A 20,460-nucleotide genomic window follows, 5' to 3' on the forward strand; every position below is an offset into this window, starting at 1 on the left:
CGATGGATGCAGGATCAGGGCCAGTATTTGATCGTGATCTCGCGCATCGCTTTGCTTTGATCGAAATAAGTCTCGTACTCGATCATCGGCACCTGGATGCCAGAAATGTCCGGGAAACTCTCGGGAGCGGGCATGGAGTCGTAGATGCTGTAGAGACCGAACGTACCCGCCTCCTCCTGGCCAACCTCCGAAAGCAGATAGCCGAGGAAGAGGTTCGCGGCATGCGGGTGCGGCGGATCACGGAGCAGGCTTATGACGTCGTTCTGGAGCGCGGAATACTTCGGCAAGACGTGCTGCTTGATCGGCGCGCCCTTGCTGGCAACGGCGAGGACCGACGTCGAGCTGGTCCAAAGGGCCGCATCGTATTTGCCCTGCGCAACGGCAGTGCAAAGCGCCACCTGCCCGTTCTCCGTCGGGAGTCCCACGAGCTTCTGGATCATTTCATCCGGAAGGAAACCTGCGACTCGTAATGTGGTCATGGCATTGTCGCCACCGCCGGCACCGACCGGCTTCTGCATGGCCACCCGGCTCCGCCACTCGCCCTCGAGCAACTCGCTGAGATCGTCGGGAATCTCTTCCGGCTTGACGCGCGCCGTATTGTAGCCGAGGGCATAAAGCAGGCGGCCGTTGGAGAACATGTGGCCATCGAAGAAGATCGCGCTTGACGGAATACCGGAGTCGGCAGGCACCTCAAATTTGCCCTGCCGGTCCGAAGCGCGCAATCCGAGCTGCAGCGTCGGTCCACCTTGAAGTACATCGATCGTCCGGTTGCCGCTCGCAAATTCGGCATCGACGATCGCGGTCAGTTCGGATGCGATCGTGTATTTGTATTGAACCTGAACTTCGGGAAACAACTGGTGGAACTTCTCGATGATACGTTCCTGTCCCGGACTGGTCGGATAATAGACGACCGTCTTTTCGTTGTTGGCGATTGCAGTCTTGTAAAGCTTGTCCAGCCAAGATGGCACTTCGCCCTGCGCACTCGCCCCCCTCGGAGTCAAGCCCATCATGGCCGCGGCACCAATGCCCGCGGTCGATTTTAGAATATCCCTTCGGTTCATCTGCATTTCATTCTCCTCTGGCAAGAATTTTGATTTTATTTTCTACCTGTAGCTACCGGCGCTTTGCCGGATCTAGTTGTTGGCTTCGATGCGAATGATGTCGGACCGCTTCAGCCACAGGGACATCGGCCCTGCCTGCGACGCGGAGTAGAAATCCTCGAGCGCTTTTACTTCGAGGCGGGTGTCGCCGATGGTGAAGCTGTGCGTATGGATCAGGCCGTCATAGCTGGACGAGTCGAGGACGCATCCATCGATCCGCAAGCAGTCGCCATCCTTCGGGTCGGAAGGCCGCAACGCGGTGGCGCCTACGGCATAGTGTGCCCCAGGCTCAACCGTGCCTTCCACGGCGGAGCAGATACGCCGGAGGTCCTGACCGCTTATCAGGTTCTCGTAGCCCAGGAACTCGGCGATGAAGACATTGCGTGGATGCAGCCGCAGGTTCGATGCGATGTCCTGCTGCTCGATCTTTCCGTCGCGCATCACGATAAGATAATCGGAGAGGGCAAACGCCTCCGCCTGATCGTGCGTGACGAAGACCGAAGTCGCCCCGCAGCGCAGATGGGCGGCCTTCAGCTCATCGCGAAGCTGGCGGCGCAACTGGACGTCGAGATTGGACAGCGGCTCGTCCATGAGAAGCACCTTCGGGTCCGCCACGATCGCCCGCGCGACCGCGACGCGCTGCTGCTGGCCTCCGGAGAGCTGATGCGGGAATTTGTCGGCATGCTCAGTGAGGTCTACCAGCTTCAAGGCCTCGCGGGCCTTTTCGACGTTCTTGCCTTCGCCGCGGTGTTTCAGCGGAAACAGCACGTGCTGCAGCACCGTCATGTGAGGCCAGAGCGCGTAGTTCTGGAAGATCATCCCCAACCGCCGGCGATGGGTGGGGCTGTTGATGCCCTTCTCGGCATCGAACACCAGCTTTCCGTTAAGGTAGATCCGGCCGCGGTCCGGATCCTCCAGACCCGCAAGGCAACGCAGGATGGTCGTCTTCCCGCTTCCGGACGGGCCGAGAATGGTCGCGAAATCTCCCGGTCGGATCGACAGCGAAACACCCTTGAGAATTTCGACGCCGTTAAAGCTTTTCACCAGGTCTTCTACGACGATCGCGCCTTCATCTTGCCGTGGATCGGAAATCGCGTGCAAACCGTAAACCTCCGGGTTGATGACTTCGCCGTAGCGGGAGATCGATGAAACATTCATGCCGTGACACCTCCTTGAGCGAGCGCCGGTCGCGTTCGGGCCGATCGCCACGGACGCAGGTCTGCACGGATGAGCAGAACGAATCCGCGGACGAGAAGGGCCGTGATGGCGAAGACAATCAGCATGCTGACGAGCAGCGCTGCCGCGGCGCCATAATCGCCGCTCAGCGAGTAAAGCTCGAACACGGTCGTCGCGATCACCCGCAGATTGACCGAGCCGAGGACCAACGGGATATCGAGAGAGCCGGCGATGAACACCGCGCTCAGGAACCAGGCATTGGCGAGAGTCGGCGCCAACAGCGGGACCTGAATGCGCAATTGCGCATGGAGAGGATGCGAGCCCGAAATTCTGGCGGCATGTTCGAGTGAACTGTCGACCTGCGCATAGGCGGAGCTTATCAGCAGATAGGAGACCGGCACGACGCTGACCGTCAGGGCCAGGAACATCAGGAATCCCGTCCCGTAGAGGCCGCGAGTGGCGGAAAAAATCGTCACCGCCCAGATAAAGGCGAGCGCTGTGACGATGCCGTGCATGACCTTCGGTGCGAGCATAATCACATCGACCAGAACCCGGCCGCTTTCTCTCGCCTGGCGCGCTCTGAGCCGGATCATCATCATCGCGAAGACGACAGCAGCCACGGCCCCGGAATTGGCGAGAATGAAGGTGGTCATCGCCGCATGCAGGATGGTGGTATCGCTCCAGATGCGGGTGTAATTGGCGAAAGTGAAGCTGTTGTAGACGCCGGGGAACGGAATGACCGAGGTCACCAACAGCGAGCAGACGGGCACCAGCAGCGAAAAGACGAAATAGAGGACGATGAAGATTTCGAAGACGGGACGCCAGGGCCCGAGCGAAAGGCGGAGCCGCGCTTCGGGCTTGACGGCAACCGTCGTGAAGCGGCCGCTCCTCGTGGCAAAGTTTTGCAAGAGGATCAGCACCGCGACCAAAGCCAGCAGCATGGTTCCGATCGCCGTCGCGGCAGGAAAATCGGCCTGCTGCTGTTGGAGCAGGCCATAGGTCAGCGTCGACAAAGTATAGATGTTGACGTTGCTGCCGAGAATGTAGACGGCGTCGAATACCTGCACTGTGCCGATGGTGACGAGCACGGTCGCCGCCGCGATGCTCGGCTTCAATGTCGAGACCAGCATGGTCAAGCGGACCCACGAACCGCCGCCTGCGATGCGCGCCGCTTCGTCCTGGCTCTGTCCGACAGTGGAAAGCGGGCCGACCAGGAGAATATAGACATAGGCGGTGGCGCGCAGGATCGATACGAAGATCAGTCCCGCAAAGCTCGTCAGATTCAGCGGCGTGAAGGACGTTCCCGCAAGATAGCTGAGCAGATCATTGCCTGCGCCTGCGCGCCCGGTGCCGACGAGCGCGTAGCCGACCGAATAGAAGAGCGGCGGAATGGTGTAGGAGATGATCAATGTCGGCGAAATGAGCCAGCGCAGTCTTGCGTTGGAGAACTGGCTGAGGGTTGCGAGGATGAGGGCCAGAAAGACGGAGCTCGGCACGACCAGAATGCAGAAGAGGGCGGTGGTCAGCAATGCAGGAAAGAACCGCGGCGAGTTGACGGCCCGTTGGAAGGCTCCGAACCCCCAGTTCGGATCCATTCCAACCGCGCTGTCCCACAAGGTGCCGATGACCAGCGCGACGACCGGCCATACCACGACGACGGCAGCGATGATCCACAGCAGAGCGGATAGATAGCCGCTCGTCGAACGCGGCACGGATGTACCCCATGCTCTGAACATTCCGGTCATATGTTCACCCTCTGGCTGAGCTTCTGCTCTTGTGCTTATTGTTGCCTGACGCTTCGGTCATGGACATTAGCGGGCCTTGCGTCAGCCCCTTTCAACCTCCGTTTATCGCCGCTCGCGGCTATGGATACGATCCCTAAATAAGTCTGATGCGCGCCCCGTGTGTCGCGGCGAGATCGAGCAAGCCGCTGGGCCTGGATGCCTTCACGAATACCTCGTAGATGCTCGGCCCCCTTTGCTGCAGATGCGCATTCAGCTCCGAACTTCCCGCGACAGGCTCGACAATGTCTACGAACCGGCCATTGAAATTCCAGCGCCGCCCACGCCGTATGTCCGGGGAGTCGGAGAGGGCCTCCGCTCCATCCGTACCGAAAATAGCATCCATGGCTGGGACAAGCCCCGGAAGGTCGTCGGTCACGATCGACAGGCCCACGATGCCTTTGGCCGTATTTGCATGACGGATGTTGTCGTCGGGAATGCGAATGTTGCGCGGGGTGAGATCTGCAGCGATAAAAGGCAGCTCGACCCGGCCGGTCCCTCGGCCCGCCTGAAGGAGAGCAACTGTCCAAGGCCGTCCGTCCGCCAGTGATTTGGTGTAATCCGCCGGGCGGTTACTTGGAATGCCCGCCGCGTCCAGCCGTGCCTTGTCGCTGTCCAGCGCATCGCTGTGCAGAGAATAATCGCCCCACCCGTCTCCCGCAGCCAGCAAAGGCGCCAGCCGATGCGTCTTCCGGTATTCCGGATCTGCAAGAAAAAGGATTTCGATATAGGAGCCGTCCTCGAAGACGATCAGCCTGTTCTCGGAGGGGCCCTTACCTGCGTCCATGCGTTGGGTAATGGAAAAGCCGGCCCGCTGAAAATCTGCGTCGACCTGTCCCAGATTATTGACGGCCAGTATCAGGTGGTCAAAACCGATCAGCATTCAGCACCTTCCATGAAGTACCAGACGGCATATTACGAACGTTAACATGCCCAGGATGCGATCATTAAGGCTGGGAACTGGAACGAACTGATGCTGATTAAGCACTAATCGAATGATGCTGATAGGCCCAAGGAATGGCAATTGGCGCTTGGACAGTCTCAAAAAGCCAACCAAATCCTTCAGGTGACCGCCGCACAACATGGCTTGGCCGAGTTACACAAGCAACGAGCCGTTATCGACACCACCCCATCTTTGACTGCGGATGCTGACGCGGTTTTTCTCCCGGTCGAAAGCTGGAAAGACTAGTTCGTCTGGCGCAATAATCATTTCAGCTTGAACCGCTTTATTGGAACCAGGGCTGGCAGTAGTCTAATCTAATTGGGAGTCCACGCATGCCTGCCGACGGTGGGAAATTCTGAAGTAGGAGATATCAGTGAGAAAGCGGCAAGCCTTATCGATTGGCGCGTTCGGCTTCGACCGCATAAGGCCGCTTCTCGATGGACGCGTGGAGTTGGAGGGCTATACCTTTCGCTCCCCACGGCATTATTCCATTCACAATCAGTTCTCCTATCTTTCGAGGAGTCAGCTTGCGCTCTGTGAGGTCGGACTCGGCTTTTTCAGTGCCTATCTTGAAAGCGGCTATAGGAACTATGTCGGCCTCCCGATCCCCATCGCTCGGGCTTTTCGCCACGAAACGATCTATGTGAGAAAAGGTGGAAAGATCAAATCTCCGGAAGATCTCAACGGAGCGAGAATAGGGCTTCCCGATTTCAACGGGACCAGCGCCATCTGGCAGAAAGGTCTTCTGCAGGATCAGTATGGCATTGACCTGACCAAGATCAAATGGATTGTCGGGAAAGTCGACGAGTCCTTCATTTCCTGGCACAAGCCCAACAAATATATTCTAGATGCCTTTGATGTTGAGATTGCAACACCAGAGGACACGTTGTCCGACAAGCTTCAGGCCGGCGAGATCGATGCGCTTCTGGCCTATAGGCGCCCTGAGGCTTTTCGCAGCCGACGAGATATCATACGCCTCTTTCCCGATTACGTTTCGGAGGAAAAAAAGTACTTCCGCGAGACCAAGATTTTCCCGGTGCTGCATGTCATCGCTCTGCGGCGCACCGAAATTGATCGCGATCCAGACCTCCCCAACAAGCTCGTCGCAGCCTTCACCGCCGCCAAGAACATCGTAATCGAAGAAATTCGGGAAACGCTGTATCCGTTTGCTTCCGTGCCCTTTCTTTCCCATGCTGTTGAGGAATCTGAGTCAATTTTCGGAATGGATATATGGCCTTACGGCTTCGATGAGCTGCAGCTGCCGCTCAAGACTTTCCTGCGCTATTGCGCGGAACAGCGCGTGACCCGCAAACTGCTTGATGTGAAAGAGATTTTCGAGCTCGAAAGGTCCAGGATCGCAGCATGACAAGAAGTTTGCCAGTAACTCTTTGCTCCCCAAAGCAGCCCTCTCGGTGTTGATCATCGTACCGGAACGCAGGAAGCATGGGGAGCCAATAGCGAATTGGCAGTGTCTAATGAGTGATCAGCATCGTTGGATAGAAGAATTTCCCTCCATGTCACAACACCATGGAGGTGACGAACGATGACGAAACTCCGCTTTATTCATCGCTATGAGATTGATCCAGATCGCTTTGGTCTGATTGTCGCCTTCGTCTCCGTCGCGGAGCACCTCAGCTTCGCGGAGGCCGCCGAGGAGCTCAACCTAAAGTCCTCCACCATTAGCAGGCAGGTTTCAAAACTCGAGGATTCTCTCGGAGTAAGGCTGTTTTCGAGAACAACCCGTCGCGTGTCCTTGACTGAGGCCGGCAAGCTTTATCTGAAGGAATGCCGTTCGCTTCTAAAGAATCTGACGGATATGGATGCGATGGTGAGCTCGCTCAATGCCGAGCCCCGTGGCTGCCTGCGGGTCAGTTTGCCGGTAGCTCTCGGTCGGCTGTACCTCAATTCCACGATAACGGCCTTCCTGAATCTTTATCCAAATCTCCAGATCGAAGCGGATTTTTCCGATCGTTTCGTGGATATCGTCGGAGAAGGCTATGATCTCGTCGTGCGGACTGGAACCCTGCCGAGCTCCGGGCTCATTGCCAAGAAAATAGCTTCCAACAAGCGGGTCCTCGTAGCCTCGCCGAGGTACATCGCAAAACACGGTGTTCCCGCTACACCGCAAGATCTGGCTGATCATAACTGTCTTCGCTTCAGCCATTACGCGTCATCTGGGAGCAATTGGCAGCTTGCGAAGCACGAACAGCGTGAAGTGGTCGAAGTCAACGGCAACTTCGTGTCCAACAGTTCCGATGCGATCTGCGAGGCTGCCGTCGGTGGGCTTGGTATCGCACTGATAGCCAGCTATCTCGCCCATGATGGAATTCAGTCAGGAGGTCTCGTCTGCCTGTTACCCGGCTGGACCAGCCAGCCGGAGGCCGGCATTTACGTCATGTATCCAAGCACGCGCTATCTCACGCCTAAGGTCAAGGCGTTTACGTCCTTCCTCGAAAAGAGATTCCGCGGCGTGGACTGGAATACGGACAACCATCATGCAAGCGCCACTCAGGAAGCGCCAATCCTGTAAACGGGAAGGAACTCCCGTAATCCGGCTTGGTCGCCAACGAAAGCACAGACACGATTCCTGCCTTTATCGAAGCTGAAGGACCGGACCCCAACTGGATTCTCGGCAATAATTCCAGGGCCGACCATTTTTCGGCAGCCGCTTACCTCAAGAATAGAACTGGGGCCGGCAGCGATAGGCGAGCGCGTCAAAGCCGTCCAGGCCCTCCCCGCATCGTGGTGAACCGCGCCCTTCTCAGAGCATTCTCAAGGATGCACAGCTTGCAAACAGGACTGCTTACACACCGATTGGCATATGCTTTGCCGAGCGCTCCACAGCGCGCGGGGCCACAAGCTCCTTCCAGGTTGAAAGCGCCTTATTGACGGCCGGGAAAGCAGGGCGGGGAACATAGCGCCCGCGTCCCGGGCGCGGCTCGTTGCTGCCCTCCTTGCCATAGACCACCTCGCCGCGCGACAGAGTATAGCGCGGCAAACCGTTCACCTCGAAGCCTTCGAAGACGTTGTAGTCAATGATCGAACGCTGCGCCGAAGCGCTGATCGTCTTCGACTTCGAAGGATCCCACACCACGAGGTCGGCATCCGAGCCCGGCAGGATCGCGCCCTTCTGCGGATAGATGTTGAGAATCTGCGCGATATTGGTGGAGGTGACCGCCACGAACTCGTTGGGCGTAAGCCGCCCGGTCTTCACCCCATACGTCCACAGGAGCGGCATGCGATCCTCCAACCCGCCGGTGCCGTTGGGAATCTTGGTGAAGTCGTTGAGACCCAGACGCTTCTGCTCCGTAGTGAAAGCTGCGTGATCGGTTGCCACGACCTGGAGCGAGCCGGCCGCAAGTCCAGCCCAAAGGCTGTCCTGATGCCGCTTGTCACGGAAGGGCGGCGACATCACCCGGCGCGCCGCCTCTTCCCAGTCAGGATTGCGGTATTCGGATTCATCAAGCAGGAGATGCTGGATCAAAGGCTCGCCATAGACACGCATGCCCTTCTGCCGGGCGCGGCGGATCGCCTCGTGCGACTGCTCGCAGGAGGTGTGCACGATATAGACGGGAACCCCCGCCGCATCCGCGATCATGATGGCGCGGTTGGTAGCCTCGCCTTCAACCTCGGGCGGGCGCGAATAGGCGTGCGCTTCGGGCCCGGACATACCCTCCTGCAGATACTTCTGCTGGAGTGCGGCAACGATGTCGCCGTTTTCCGCGTGCACCAGCGGCAGCGCGCCAAGCGCAGCGCAGCGCTGGAAGGAGGCGAACATCTCGTCATCATTCACCATCAGCGCGCCCTTATAGGCCATGAAGTGCTTGAAGGTGTTGATGCCGCGCTCGACGACGAGCGGCATTTCGTCGAAAATCTGCTTCGACCAGCCGGTCACGCACATATGCAGCGAGTAATCGGACGAGGCCTGGCGCGCCGCCCTCTCCTGCCACTCATCAAGGGCCGCGAGCATGCCCGCCGGCCCGGGAATGACAAAGTCCACCACCATGGTCGTGCCGCCGGAGATGGCCGCATAGGTGCCGGATTCCCACGTCTCGGCGGCGGTAGTGCCCATGAACGGCATTTCCAGATGCGTGTGCGGGTCGATGCCGCCCGGCATCACATAGGCGCCTTCGGCGTCAACCACCTTGTCGCCTTTCAGGTCCTTGCCGATTGCGGCTATCGTCTCCCCTTCAATGAGGATATCCGCTTCGTAGCTGCGATCTGCCGCAACAATTGTTCCACCTTTGATGACGATCGACATGGCCGCTCCTCTTTCTTGCCGGTTCCTGCCGGCCGGTATCCCTCTGGCGCTACCGATGATCATAGATCCGGCGGAAGGATACACTCAACGAAGAATTGATGGGCCAACGGCCAGAACCCTGCGCTTCCACCCCGCATTAAGCTTGAAGCCGGGCCGGGATGGCCTTAGCTCATCGGAAACGAGGCATAAAACAGGTGCAGGAATGAAAGGCGGAGCAAGATTTCAGACGCGCAACGCCCGCGGCATTGCTCTCCGCTCGATGGTTCTCTTTCCCATGATGGCCATCCCCCTCTCAGGCTGCGGCATGGGAGGGATGGCGAGTGCGGTTCGAACCACCGGCGAGAGTTTCGACCGCGCCGAATGCATGGCGCGGGATTTGAAGGGCGAGGCGGATTGCAAAGCGCCCTCCGCCGATCGGCGTTGAACCGAACATACGCCAAAAAGCGACTTACCGCGCCGCCAGCTCCATCCGGAGCTGGCCTGAGACCGTCAGGGCGTAGCCCTGGCAGGGCGCGCCTTCATCAATCCGGCAGCTTGCGCACAGCGCCCTTGTCCGCGCTTGTGGCAAAAGCAGCATAGGCCTTAAGCGCGGTGCTGACCTGTCGCTTCCGGTTTTCCGCAGGCTTCCAGCCCTTGGCATCCTGTGCGGCGCGGCGACGCGCGATTTCCGCGTCGTCCACGGCGAGATGGATCTTCCGGTTCGGGATATCGATCTCTATCCGGTCGCCCTCACGCACCAGCCCGATCAATCCACCGTTGGCGGCCTCAGGAGAGACGTGCCCGATGGAAAGGCCGGACGTGCCGCCCGAGAAACGCCCGTCCGTAATCAGCGCGCAATCCTTGCCCAGGCTCTTCGCCTTCAGGTAGCTGGTGGGATAGAGCATCTCCTGCATGCCCGGCCCACCACGCGGTCCTTCGTAGCGGATCACGACCACGTCGCCGGCATTGATCTTGTTTGCGAGGATCGCCTGCACGGCCGAATCCTGGCTCTCGAACACGCGCGCCGGACCGGAAAATTTCAGGATCGACTCGTCAACCCCGGCCGTCTTCACGATGCAGCCGTCCTCGGCGAGATTGCCCTTCAGCACCGCGAGCCCGCCATCCTTGGAGAAGGGATGTTCGGCGCTGCGGATCACGCCACTCTGGCGGTCGAGGTCGAGATCGTCCCACCGCCGATCCTGGCTGAATGCCACTTGGGTGGGCACGCCGCCCGGCGCAGCAAGGAAGAAGTCGCGCACCTTCTGGCTTTTGGTCAGTGTGATGTCCCAATGCTCGATTGCCTGACCAAGGGTTGCCGTGTGAACCGTCGGCACGTCCCGATTGATGAGGCCTCCCCGGTCAAGTTCGCCCAGGATCGCCATGATGCCGCCGGCGCGGTGCACGTCCTCCATATGCACGTCCGACTTCGCGGGCGCCACCTTGCAGAGCACGGGCACGCGCCGTGACAGCCGGTCTATCTCCTCCATGGTGAAGTCCACCTCCGCCTCATGCGCGGCGGCGAGCAGGTGAAGCACGGTGTTGGTGGAGCCGCCCATGGCGATGTCGAGTGTCATCGCATTTTGGAAAGCCGAAAAGCTTGCGATGCTGCGCGGCAGCACGCTGTCGTCATCCTGTTCGTAATAGCGGCGAGCGAGGTCGACGATGAGATGCCCAGCCTCGACGAAGAGCCGCCGGCGGTCGGCATGGGTGGCAAGCGTCGAGCCGTTGCCGGGCAACGAGAGCCCCAGCGCCTCCGTAAGGCAATTCATGGAGTTGGCGGTGAACATGCCCGAGCAGGAGCCGCAGGTCGGGCAGGCGGACCGTTCGATCACCTGCACATCCTCGTCGCTCACGCGGTCGTCTGCCGCGGCAACCATGGCGTCAACGAGATCGAGCGCCCGTTTCTGACCGGAAAGGACAACCTTGCCCGCCTCCATCGGCCCGCCGGACACGAATACCGCCGGGATATTGAGCCGCAGGGCCGCCATCAGCATGCCCGGCGTAATCTTGTCGCAATTGGAGATGCAGACCATGGCGTCCGCACAATGGGCGTTCACCATGTATTCGACCGAGTCCGCGATGAGTTCGCGCGAGGGCAGCGAATAGAGCATGCCGTCATGGCCCATGGCGATGCCATCATCCACGGCAATCGTGTTGAACTCCTTGGCCACACCGCCGGCCGCCTCAATCTCGTGCGCCACGAGCTGACCGAGATCTTTCAGGTGCACGTGCCCCGGTACGAACTGCGTGAAGGAATTGACCACGGCGATGATCGGCTTGCCGAAATCGGAATCCTTCATGCCGGTAGCGCGCCAGAGGCCGCGTGCACCGGCCATATTGCGGCCATGGGTTGTCGTGCGGGAGCGATAAGCGGGCATTGTACTTCCAAAGCTGAGGTCGGGAACGGACTGGTGCGGCACCGGCGGAGTAATCTGCCGCCGGAAAAGCGGTGATACTACTTCACGCTCTGGAAAGGCAAGCTTGACCGGCAAGCATGCCGGCCAAGTGAAGCAACTCGCTTGACTGTTGTGCCTTCTGGGAGCGTTCAGGCATGGATCCTCGGGTAAAGCCCGAGGATGACGACTTCAGAAGTGCTGCCGTCAATCGCCAGCGTTGGAGAGCCGCGCAAATCTCTCCACCTCGTCATCCTCGGGCTTGACCCGAGGATCCATGCCTAAATATTGCCGCCTCACCAGCGGTCAAATATTGTCGCCCCCGTTGGGTACTATTTCAGCCCGAGCCCTCTCAGCCGCAGCGCGTTGGCGATGACGGAGACGGACGAAAGGCTCATCGCCGCCGCCGCAAACATGGGCGAAAGCAGCATGCCGAAGAGAGGATAGAGCACGCCAGCGGCAATCGGCACGCCCAGGGCATTGTAGACGAAGGCGAAGAACAGGTTCTGCTTGATGTTGCGGATTGTCGCCTGCGCCAATGTCCGCGCCCGCACGATGCCGTTGAGATCGCCTTTCACCAGCGTAATGCCGGCGCTTTCCACCGCCACGTCGGCGCCGGTGCCCATGGCGATGCCGACATCGGCCGCAGCCAGTGCGGGCGCGTCGTTCACGCCATCGCCGGCCATGGCGACCTTCGCGCCGCCGGCACGAAGCTCATCGACCAGCTTGTTCTTGCCCTCTGGCAGCATATCGGCGCGCACCTCGTCGATTCCGAGTTTCAGAGCCACGGCCTTCGCGGTGCGCTCGTTGTCCCCCGTCGCCATAATGATCCGCAGCCCGCTCTCATGCAGCGCGCGGATTGCACCGGCAGTCGATTCCTTGATCGGATCGGCCACCGCGATGAGCCCGAAGAGTTTGCCATCGGCCGCCACGAACATCACGGTCTTGCCCTCGGTGCGCAGCTCGTTAGCCCTGGCGCTGAGCGGCGCGACGTCGACTGACAGGTCCTGCATCATCGAGAGATTGCCGAGCGCCACCTTGCGGCCGGAAACCGTACCCGAAACGCCTTTGCCCGTCGCAGCCTCGAAGTCCGAGGCGTCCGGCAAGGCCGCGCCCTTTTTGCGCGCGCCTTCCACGATAGCTTCGGCCAGCGGATGTTCGGAGCCCTTCTCCAGGCCAGCGGCCAGCGAGAGAAGCTCGGTGGGATCCACGCCCCCGGCGGGGACCATGTCCGTCAGCCGCGGCTTGCCTTCGGTCAAAGTGCCCGTCTTGTCGATGATGAGCGTATCGACCTTGGCGAAGCGTTCCAGCGCCGCCGCATCCTTGATGAGCACGCCCGCCTGCGCCCCGCGCCCCGTTGCCGTCATGATGGACATGGGCGTGGCGAGCCCCAGCGCACACGGGCAGGCGATGATCAGCACCGAGACGGCCGAGACGATGGCGAAGGTCATGCTGGGAGCCGGACCAAAGAGCGCCCAGACGAAGAAGGCGATAATGGCGACGAGCACCACGGTCGGCACAAAATAATAGGAGACCCGATCCGCCAGCCCCTGGATCGGCGCCCGCGAGCGCTGTGCCTTCGCGACCATCTCCACGATCTGCGAGAGCATCGTGTCCTTGCCGACCTTCTCGGCACGCATTATGAGCGAACCGTTCTTGTTGAGCGTGCCACCGGTCAGGAGGTCGCCTTCCACCTTCTCAACCGGCACGGGCTCGCCGGTGATCATAGATTCGTCCACCGAGGAGCGCCCGTCGATTACGGTGCCATCCACCGGCACGCTTTCGCCGGGGCGGACGCGCAGGCGGTCGCCGCTATGCACTTCCTCCAGCGGAATATCGGTCTCGGACCCATCATCATTGAGCCGCCGCGCCGTCTTCGGCGCGAGGTCGAGCAGCGCACGGATGGCCGAGCCTGTGCGCTCGCGCGCCCGAAGCTCCAGCACCTGCCCGAGGAAAACGAGCGCAACGATGACGGCGGCCGTCTCGAAATAGACCGGCACCGTGCCGCCGTGGCCACGGAACTGATGCGGGAAGATGCCCGGGAAAAGCGTGGCGATCACGCTGTAGACATAGGCGGTTCCCACGCCGATCGATATCAGCGTCCACATATTCGGGCTGCGATTGACGATGGATTGGTAGCCGCGCTCAAAGAAGGGAATGGCCGCCCAAACCACAACGGGCGTGGCAAGGGCAAGCTCAAGCCAGACAGCCGTCCGCTCCCCGATCCAATCGCGGAAGGGAAGCCCGACCATCGAGCCCATGGCGAGCAGGAGCAGCGGAATGGAAAGCACCGCGCTCACCCACAGCCTGCGCGTGAAGTCGACCAGCTCCGGGTTCGGCCCCTCCTCGCCGGTGGGAACACCCATCGGCTCAAGCGCCATGCCGCAGATCGGGCAGGAGCCTGGCTTGTCCCGGATGATTTCGGGATGCATGGGGCAGGTATAGAGCGTGCCCTCCGGCGCGGGCTCCGGCGCAGGCCGCTCGCCAAGATAGCTTTCAGGCTTCGCCTCGAATTTCGCCTTGCAGCTCCCTGAGCAGAAATAATAGCCGTGCCCCTCATGCCGCATGAAATGCTTCGCGCTGGCCCTGTCCACTTTCATTCCGCAGACCGGGTCCGTTGCCTGAAGATACTCCTCCGGCTGCTTTACAAACTTGTCGTGGCAGGACTGGCTGCAAAAATGAAAGTTGCGGCCCTCATATTCGGCGGTGGGCTTGCCCGCCTTCGGGTCCACGGTCATGCCGCAGACCGGGTCGCGGATCACTTCAGTCGCCGGGTCCTGCGCCGGGTGAGAACCGCAGCACTGGCCGGTGTGGGAATCGTTGTGGTGATCATGGGTGTGCGCCCCATGCCCGTGATGAGGGTCATGTTTCATCGGTATTCTCCTTTGAAACCAGACCTAGTCCTTCCAGTTACTGGAAGGTCAAGAGGTAGTTTCGAGATCTTCTGCATGTTTGGCCGCTGCCACAGGCTATTGGTTCAACAACCGCCAGCGCTCTATTTGCATTGGGGATTGCGCTTCGCATGCGAGTCGTGAATCGTGATGCGCCGTTGCTGCAAAACAGAACCCGATAGCAAAGCAACACGTTCCAAGGTCGAGATAAGTGCCCGGATCGCCACTAGCAAAGCCCTTTCACAACATTGATTTCCGGCTTCTGTGGAGCGCCAGCCTGGTGTCCAATCTGGGCGGCTTGGTTCAGGCGGTGGGCGCGGGATGGTTGATGGCAACGATCGCCGACTCCGCCGATATGGTGGCGCTCGTGCAATCGGCCACGACCCTGCCCGTGATGATCTTCTCCCTTGCCGCGGGCGCGCTTGCCGACAACATCGACCGCCGCCGCATCATGCTCACGGCGCAACTGCTCATGATGCTGGTTTCAGTGGTTCTCGCGTATTTTGCCATGGCGGGCATGATGACGCCGTGGCTGCTTCTGGCCTTCACCTTCCTGATCGGTTGCGGAACGGCGCTGCACAATCCCTCCTGGCAGGCCTCGATGGGCGACATCGTGCCGAAGGAGGATATTCCCGCGGCCGTGACACTGAACAGCATGGCCTTCAATATAATGCGCAGCGTGGGCCCTGCTATCGGAGGCTTCATCGTAGCGGTCGCCGGCGCGGCGACAGCCTTCGCCCTCAACGCGGTGAGCTATATTCCGCTCATCATCGCGCTCATGCGCTGGAAGCACCGCCGCCTTCCGTCGAGCTTGCCGCGCGAGGCTTTCGCGCACGCCATTTCCGCCGGGTTGCGCTATGTCGCGATGTCGCCGAACCTGACCAGGGTCATCTTCCGGGGCTTTGTCTTCGGCCTGGGAGCCATCGCCATCCTGGCGCTCTTGCCGCTGGTCGCGCGCGATCTGGTGGGCGGCAGCGCGATTACCTACGGCTTGCTGCTTGGCAGTTTCGGTATTGGCGCCATCGGCGGCGCGCTGCTCAATACACGCATCCGCGAAAAGTTCAACAATGAGACAATCGCGCGGGGCGCATTTGTCATCTTTGCCCTATGCGCGCTGACGCTGGGGTTGAGCAGGCAGGTTTGGCTGAGCTGCTTCAGCCTGCTGCCCGCCGGCGCTTGCTGGGTGCTGGCGCTCTCGCTTTTAAATGTCTCGGTGCAACTTTCCACCCCGCGCTGGGTCGTGGGACGTGCGCTCTCCATCTATCAGACGGCCACCTTTGGCGGCATGGCGGCCGGTAGCTGGGTCTGGGGGCAAGCGGCGGAGATCTACGGGCCGGCTAACGCCCTGATGGCTTCCACCATTGTGCTCGTCTTGGGCGCGGCAATCGGCCTGCGTTTCGCGCTCCCAGAGTTTGCTCGGCTTAATCTCGACCCGTTGGGCGAGTTTCAGGAACCCGCCCTGCGGCTTGATCTACGGGCGCGCAGCGGTCCGATCATGATTATGGTGGATTACGAGATTGCGCAGGAGGATCTGCCTGCTTTCCTGGCGGCGATGGCCGAACGGCGCCGCATTCGCATTCGCGATGGCGCGCGCCAGTGGGGGCTGCTGCGCGATCTGGAAAACCCGAATATCTGGACCGAAACCTACCACGTGCCGACCTGGGTGGAATATGTCCGCCACAATCTGCGCCGCACGAAGGCGGATGCGGAGATCTCCGAGGAATTGCGGAAGCTGCATCGCGGCAAGGGCCCTCCGCGGGTCCATCGCATGATCGAGCGGCAGACGGTGCCTCTGCGCGATGACATGCCGATCAAGGAAAATCCGGAGGTGCCGTGAGGGGATGTTGCTCTTGGCTGGAGCATTCTGCCGCTGGTGAGCTGAACCTATCCGCTAAACCGGAAAAGCAGTCACTGGCATTCAGAAGCGCCTAACTTGCCTCTCTCATGTCTGCGAGCCGTTCTGCGCCGACACCAGCAGTTCATCGTCCGGAATATCGTCAAAGGACGCATAATTCAGGTTGTAGAGCTTGGAGTAGAGACCGCCCGTGGCCATCAGTTGATCGTGATTGCCGGTCTCGATCAGTTGGCCGTTCTGCAATACTAAAATGCGATCCGCACCCCGGATCGTCGCCAGCCGGTGGGCAATCACGAGACCGGTGCGCCCTTCCAGCAGTTTCACCAGCGCCTTCTGGATCAGCATCTCCGTATAGCTGTCGATATTGGCGGTGGCCTCGTCGAGCACGAGGATCTTTGCGTCGGCGACTAAAGCGCGGGCAAAGCTGATCAACTGCCGCTGGCCAAGCGAGAGATTGCCGCCGCGCTCCTCCAGCATCGCGTCATAACCGCCGGCAAGGCTCACGATGAAATCATGCGCGCCGACTGCCTTGGCGGCTTTGACCACATCTTCGCGCGTGGCCTCGGCCTTATGGTAACGGATGTTCTCAAACACGGTCCCGGTGAAGAGGAATGGTTCCTGCAGGACCATCGCGATCTGCCGTCCGAGCGATTCCTGCGTCAGATCACGCACGTCGTGCCCGCCCACCAGAACCTGGCCCTGCTGCACGTCATAGAAGCGATGAATGAGCGCCATCGAACTGGACTTGCCGGAGCCCGTCGGCCCCACCAGAGCCACCGTCTCTCCGGGATTGACCCGGAATGACACGTTCCTCAACACCGGATGCTTCGGGTTATAGCCGAAACTGACGTTCCTGAACTCGACGGAGCCATCCATGTCCGAGGAGAGCACCTTGGCGTCCGGCTTGTCCTGAACATCGACCTTTACGTCGAGCACGTCCGTCAGGCGCTTGCCCGAGGCCATGGCCCGCTGCATGACCGAATATTGCAGCGTGAGGGAGCGGATCGGATCGAAGAAGCGCTGGATATAAAACAGGAAGGCGATCATCACGCCGATGTCCAGGCTCTCGCTCACCGCCATCGAGCCGCCGACCACGATGACGATGGCCATCGCGAAGCCCGTCAGCAAATCAACAATGGGCACCATCACCTGCGCGTATCTCGCCGCGGTCAGGTGCGTCCTGAGATTTGCGTGGGCCTTGTCATCATAGAGCGTGAAATTGACCTGCTGCCGGCCCATGGACTGCACGGCACGCACGCCGTGGATTGCCTCCGCCAGCGCGCCGTTGGCGACCGAATTGGTCTCATGAGCGGCCATGAAGGCGTTGCGGGCACGAGGCAGCCAGAAGAGGCGGACGATAAAGAGGACGGGTAGAACGGAAAGCGTGAGAAGGCCGAGCCGGAAATCGAACCACAGCATCACGAAGACAATACCGAAGAGAAGCGCAATATCGCCGATGGAAAGCACGCAGGTCTCCAGGAATTCCTGCATGGAATTGACATCGCCCTGGAGCCGCGACATCAGCCGCCCGACTTCCGTCTTGTCCATGAAAGAAAGCGACACTTTCTGCAGGTGCCCGAACATGGCGCGCCGGATGTCGAAAAGCACATGCTCCGCCACCTTGCCGACCACCACCTCCTGCGTATAGCTCGCGCCATAATTGATCAGGATCGCCAGCAGAAAAACGCCGCAGGCGGCGAGCAGCGACGCATGATCGACGCTGCCCCGCGTGATGCCGTGGTCGATGGCGTAACGAATGATCAGCGGGATGACGAGTTGCATGGCCGTGAAGACCAGAACCGCCGCCACCGCGATGAAAACCTTCCCGCGATAAGGCTCCACGAAGGCCCAGATTCGCTTGACGATGTTCTTGTCGAAGGCCTTTCCGAATATCTCTTCTTCGATGCGATGCGAGCCCACGACGGCCCGTGGCGGCCGGCGGTCATCCTCGCGCATATTGCTGCTTTCGGTATCGAGCTCCCCGGCATGCTCCTGTGCCATCAGCCCGCCTCCCCGTATTCGCTCAAGACGTCGTCGCCCGGGCGCACCTGAAGATCGTAGAGCGCTTTGTAGCGGCCGCCCTTTGCCAATAGCTCCTCATGTGTGCCGCGCTCGACGATTTCCCCATTCTCCACGAACAGAATCTGATCGGCGTGCATCAGCGAGCTCAGCCTGTGGGCAATCACGATCGTCACCCGGTCCTTCGCGAACTGGCGCATAGCCGAACGGATACGCTGCTCGGTCGCGGCGTCTATCGCGGCGGTGGAATCGTCGAAGACGATGACGGAGGGCCTGAGCATCATGGTACGGGCGATGGTGAGCCGCTGGCGCTGCCCGCCCGAAAGGGAAACACCGCGCTCGCCGACCACAGTCTTATACCCGGCGGGCAGTCCGAGCACGTAATTGTGGAGCTGGGCATATCCGCTGGCGCGCTCGATGCGCTGTTCATGCGCCCATGGATCGCCATAGGCGATGTTGTTTTCGATGGTTGTCGTGAACAGGAACGCGTCCTGCTGCACCACCGCCACCTCCTTGCGCAGCGAGCCAAGCGTCACCTTGCGCACATCTTGCCCGTCCAGCATCACCCGGCCCGCCGTCACGTCGTAAAAACGCGGAATGAGATGCGCGATGGTCGATTTTCCGGAGCCGGGCGGCCCGACGATGCCGATCGTCTCGCCTTTCCTGGCTTCGAAGCTGACATTCCTGAGGATCGGCCGGGTCTCGGCGGCTGGATAGGCAAAAGAGACATTCTCGAACCGCAGCGTACCTTCCGTGATTTCCAGCGGCTTCGCATCCGGTGCATCCTTGATGGCGACATCCATGTCCAGGAGGTCGAAGAGGCGCGAACCGCAGGTGGAAGCGCGTGCGAAGGAATTCACCATCAGGCCGATTTGGCGGACGGGCATTTGCAGGATCGTCATGAAGGTGAGAAACGTTGTCAGCGTGCCGACGCTGATCTCGCCCGCAATCACCTTCCTGCCGCCGAAGAGCAGAACCAGCATCATGGCCAAGAAGAAAGAAAACGTCATGGCCGAGGTGTTGCGCACGCGGATATTAACGCGCTCATGCGCAAGCTCGAGCGCATCCGCCGAAGCGCGATCGAACTTCACCATCTCATAGGCCTGGCTCGCAAAAGCGCGCACCACGCGGATGCCGCTGAGGTTCTCCTCCATCACGCGGCTGAGCACCGACAATCGCTCCTGCAGATCAAGCCAGGTGGCCCGAAGCCTGAGCCGCGTTACGGAGGAACGCCATGCCACGAAAGGCACGAAGCTCAGGGCCAAAAGCCCGAGCACCAGATCCGTCGAAAGCAGCAGATAGGCGCCGATGCCGATCAGCATGGAAAGCAGCACTGCCCGCACCAGGCCGGTGGAGAAGTACATCCGCACACCTTCCAGATCGAGCATGCCGATGGTGATGAGATCACCCGAATGCACCTGATCGTGGAAGGAAAAGGACAGCCGCTGGATCTTCTCGTAGCAGGCGAGCCTCAACTCATAACCGATATGATGGCCCACCGCCTCCGCGAAATAGTTCTGCGACATGGTGAACAGGCCGCGCAGCGTGCTGACCACCAGAAGAAGCAGGGCGGAGGTCCAAAGCGCCTGCTCCGCGGCTTGTCCGGCGGTGCCTCCGGCAAAGGCGGTCTGCGTCTGGTCGACGGCATGGCCCAGAAGCTGCGGAATAAGCAACTGCAGGCTCGCCGCGATGATGGTCGAGCCAATGGCAAATGCAGCCTGCCAGGGGTGCCGCAGGTTCATGCGCGTTATGCGAGCGAGCGTGCTAAGGCCCTTGCCCCAGTTCGCCGCCTTCACATGTGCAAGCGCGTCTCGACGCTTCGTCGCGCTGCCAATGGCTTCGCTGCTCACAATGAAAATCCAGACTGATTGTGCCTAATCCGACGGCGGCGGGCCAGACGACTCGCCGTCGATGAAGTTCTTCTCGGAATAGGGCAATGCCGTGGTATTTCAAGTATTTTCCCTCGATATATGCCCGATTTCCGCCAGCCGGCGAAGATCCTCGGGTCCGAGGGGCCGTTGCCCACTCCGGCAAATTCCAAGGACTTGTCTGGAATGAGCGA

Annotated in this window: 14 protein-coding genes; 5 read left to right on the forward strand and 9 right to left on the reverse strand. The window is 60.4% G+C overall.

Going from position 1 to position 20,460, the window contains the following annotated elements; translation table 11 throughout:
• Positions 1–14: 14 nt before the first annotated feature.
• From GNP00_RS08995 to GNP00_RS09010, 4 genes are all read right to left on the reverse strand, one after another.
• A complete protein-coding gene (locus GNP00_RS08995; RefSeq protein ID WP_011581976.1) occupies positions 15–1,067 on the reverse strand; it encodes a substrate-binding domain-containing protein in 1,053 nt (350 codons plus the stop codon).
• Between the two features lie 66 nt (positions 1,068–1,133).
• On the reverse strand, positions 1,134–2,258 hold the full coding sequence (locus GNP00_RS09000) for an ABC transporter ATP-binding protein (RefSeq protein WP_011581977.1): 1,125 nt from the start codon (positions 2,256–2,258) through the stop codon (positions 1,134–1,136).
• Positions 2,255–4,021, reverse strand: coding sequence for an ABC transporter permease (locus GNP00_RS09005; protein ID WP_011581978.1), 1,767 nt, complete (start codon positions 4,019–4,021; stop codon positions 2,255–2,257). The genes GNP00_RS09000 and GNP00_RS09005 overlap by 4 nt, the downstream gene beginning before the upstream one ends.
• Before the next feature lie 133 nt (positions 4,022–4,154).
• Positions 4,155–4,940 (reverse strand): VOC family protein, encoded by a 786-nt coding sequence (locus GNP00_RS09010; RefSeq protein WP_011581979.1) that lies wholly within the window; start codon positions 4,938–4,940, stop codon positions 4,155–4,157.
• Between the two features lie 141 nt (positions 4,941–5,081).
• Between GNP00_RS09010 and GNP00_RS09015 the strand changes: the two genes are divergently transcribed.
• The 3 genes from GNP00_RS09015 (at position 5,082) to GNP00_RS09025 (ending at position 7,530) form a co-directional block, all read left to right on the forward strand.
• Complete coding sequence (locus tag GNP00_RS09015) at positions 5,082–5,246, forward strand: hypothetical protein (RefSeq protein ID WP_157038095.1); 165 nt, start codon at positions 5,082–5,084, stop codon at positions 5,244–5,246.
• A gap of 127 nt (positions 5,247–5,373) precedes the next feature.
• Entirely contained in the window at positions 5,374–6,366 is a 993-nt protein-coding gene (locus GNP00_RS09020) for a substrate-binding domain-containing protein (RefSeq protein ID WP_011581980.1), read from the forward strand.
• Positions 6,367–6,543: 177 nt separating this feature from the next.
• On the forward strand, positions 6,544–7,530 hold the full coding sequence (locus GNP00_RS09025) for a LysR family transcriptional regulator (protein ID WP_011581981.1): 987 nt from the start codon (positions 6,544–6,546) through the stop codon (positions 7,528–7,530).
• A gap of 273 nt (positions 7,531–7,803) precedes the next feature.
• Here the strand turns inward: GNP00_RS09025 and hydA are convergent, their stop codons facing one another.
• Positions 7,804–9,261 (reverse strand): dihydropyrimidinase, encoded by a 1,458-nt coding sequence (hydA, locus tag GNP00_RS09030; protein WP_011581982.1) that lies wholly within the window; start codon positions 9,259–9,261, stop codon positions 7,804–7,806.
• A 202-nt stretch (positions 9,262–9,463) separates the two neighbouring features.
• On the opposite strand from hydA, the gene GNP00_RS09035 reads away from it, so the two are divergent.
• Complete coding sequence (locus GNP00_RS09035) at positions 9,464–9,685, forward strand: hypothetical protein (protein WP_011581983.1); 222 nt, start codon at positions 9,464–9,466, stop codon at positions 9,683–9,685.
• A gap of 97 nt (positions 9,686–9,782) precedes the next feature.
• Here the strand turns inward: GNP00_RS09035 and ilvD are convergent, their stop codons facing one another.
• Together ilvD and GNP00_RS09045 are read right to left on the reverse strand one after the other, a co-directional pair.
• Complete coding sequence (ilvD, locus tag GNP00_RS09040; protein WP_011581984.1) at positions 9,783–11,618, reverse strand: dihydroxy-acid dehydratase; 1,836 nt, start codon at positions 11,616–11,618, stop codon at positions 9,783–9,785.
• A 347-nt stretch (positions 11,619–11,965) separates the two neighbouring features.
• Entirely contained in the window at positions 11,966–14,506 is a 2,541-nt protein-coding gene (locus GNP00_RS09045) for a heavy metal translocating P-type ATPase (RefSeq protein ID WP_166015944.1), read from the reverse strand.
• A 229-nt stretch (positions 14,507–14,735) separates the two neighbouring features.
• Between GNP00_RS09045 and GNP00_RS09050 the strand changes: the two genes are divergently transcribed.
• The gene (locus GNP00_RS09050; RefSeq protein WP_011581986.1) at positions 14,736–16,361 is read left to right on the forward strand and encodes an MFS transporter; all 1,626 of its coding nucleotides are present in this window, start codon (positions 14,736–14,738) and stop codon (positions 16,359–16,361) included.
• 105 nt (positions 16,362–16,466) lie between these two features.
• On the opposite strand, the gene GNP00_RS09055 is transcribed toward GNP00_RS09050, so the two are convergent.
• Both GNP00_RS09055 and GNP00_RS09060 read right to left on the reverse strand, forming a co-directional pair.
• Positions 16,467–18,380 carry an ABC transporter ATP-binding protein gene (locus GNP00_RS09055; protein WP_011581987.1) on the reverse strand — a complete coding sequence of 638 codons (1,914 nt, stop codon included), beginning with the start codon at positions 18,378–18,380 and terminating at the stop codon, positions 16,467–16,469.
• Positions 18,380–20,248 carry an ABC transporter transmembrane domain-containing protein gene (locus GNP00_RS09060; RefSeq protein WP_011581988.1) on the reverse strand — a complete coding sequence of 623 codons (1,869 nt, stop codon included), beginning with the start codon at positions 20,246–20,248 and terminating at the stop codon, positions 18,380–18,382. The genes GNP00_RS09055 and GNP00_RS09060 overlap by 1 nt, the downstream gene beginning before the upstream one ends.
• Between the last annotated feature and the right edge of the window lie 212 nt (positions 20,249–20,460).

The sequence above is a fragment of the Chelativorans multitrophicus genome (assembly GCF_011317445.1).
In the GTDB taxonomy this organism is placed as follows: Bacteria; Pseudomonadota; Alphaproteobacteria; order Rhizobiales; family Rhizobiaceae; genus Chelativorans; species Chelativorans multitrophicus.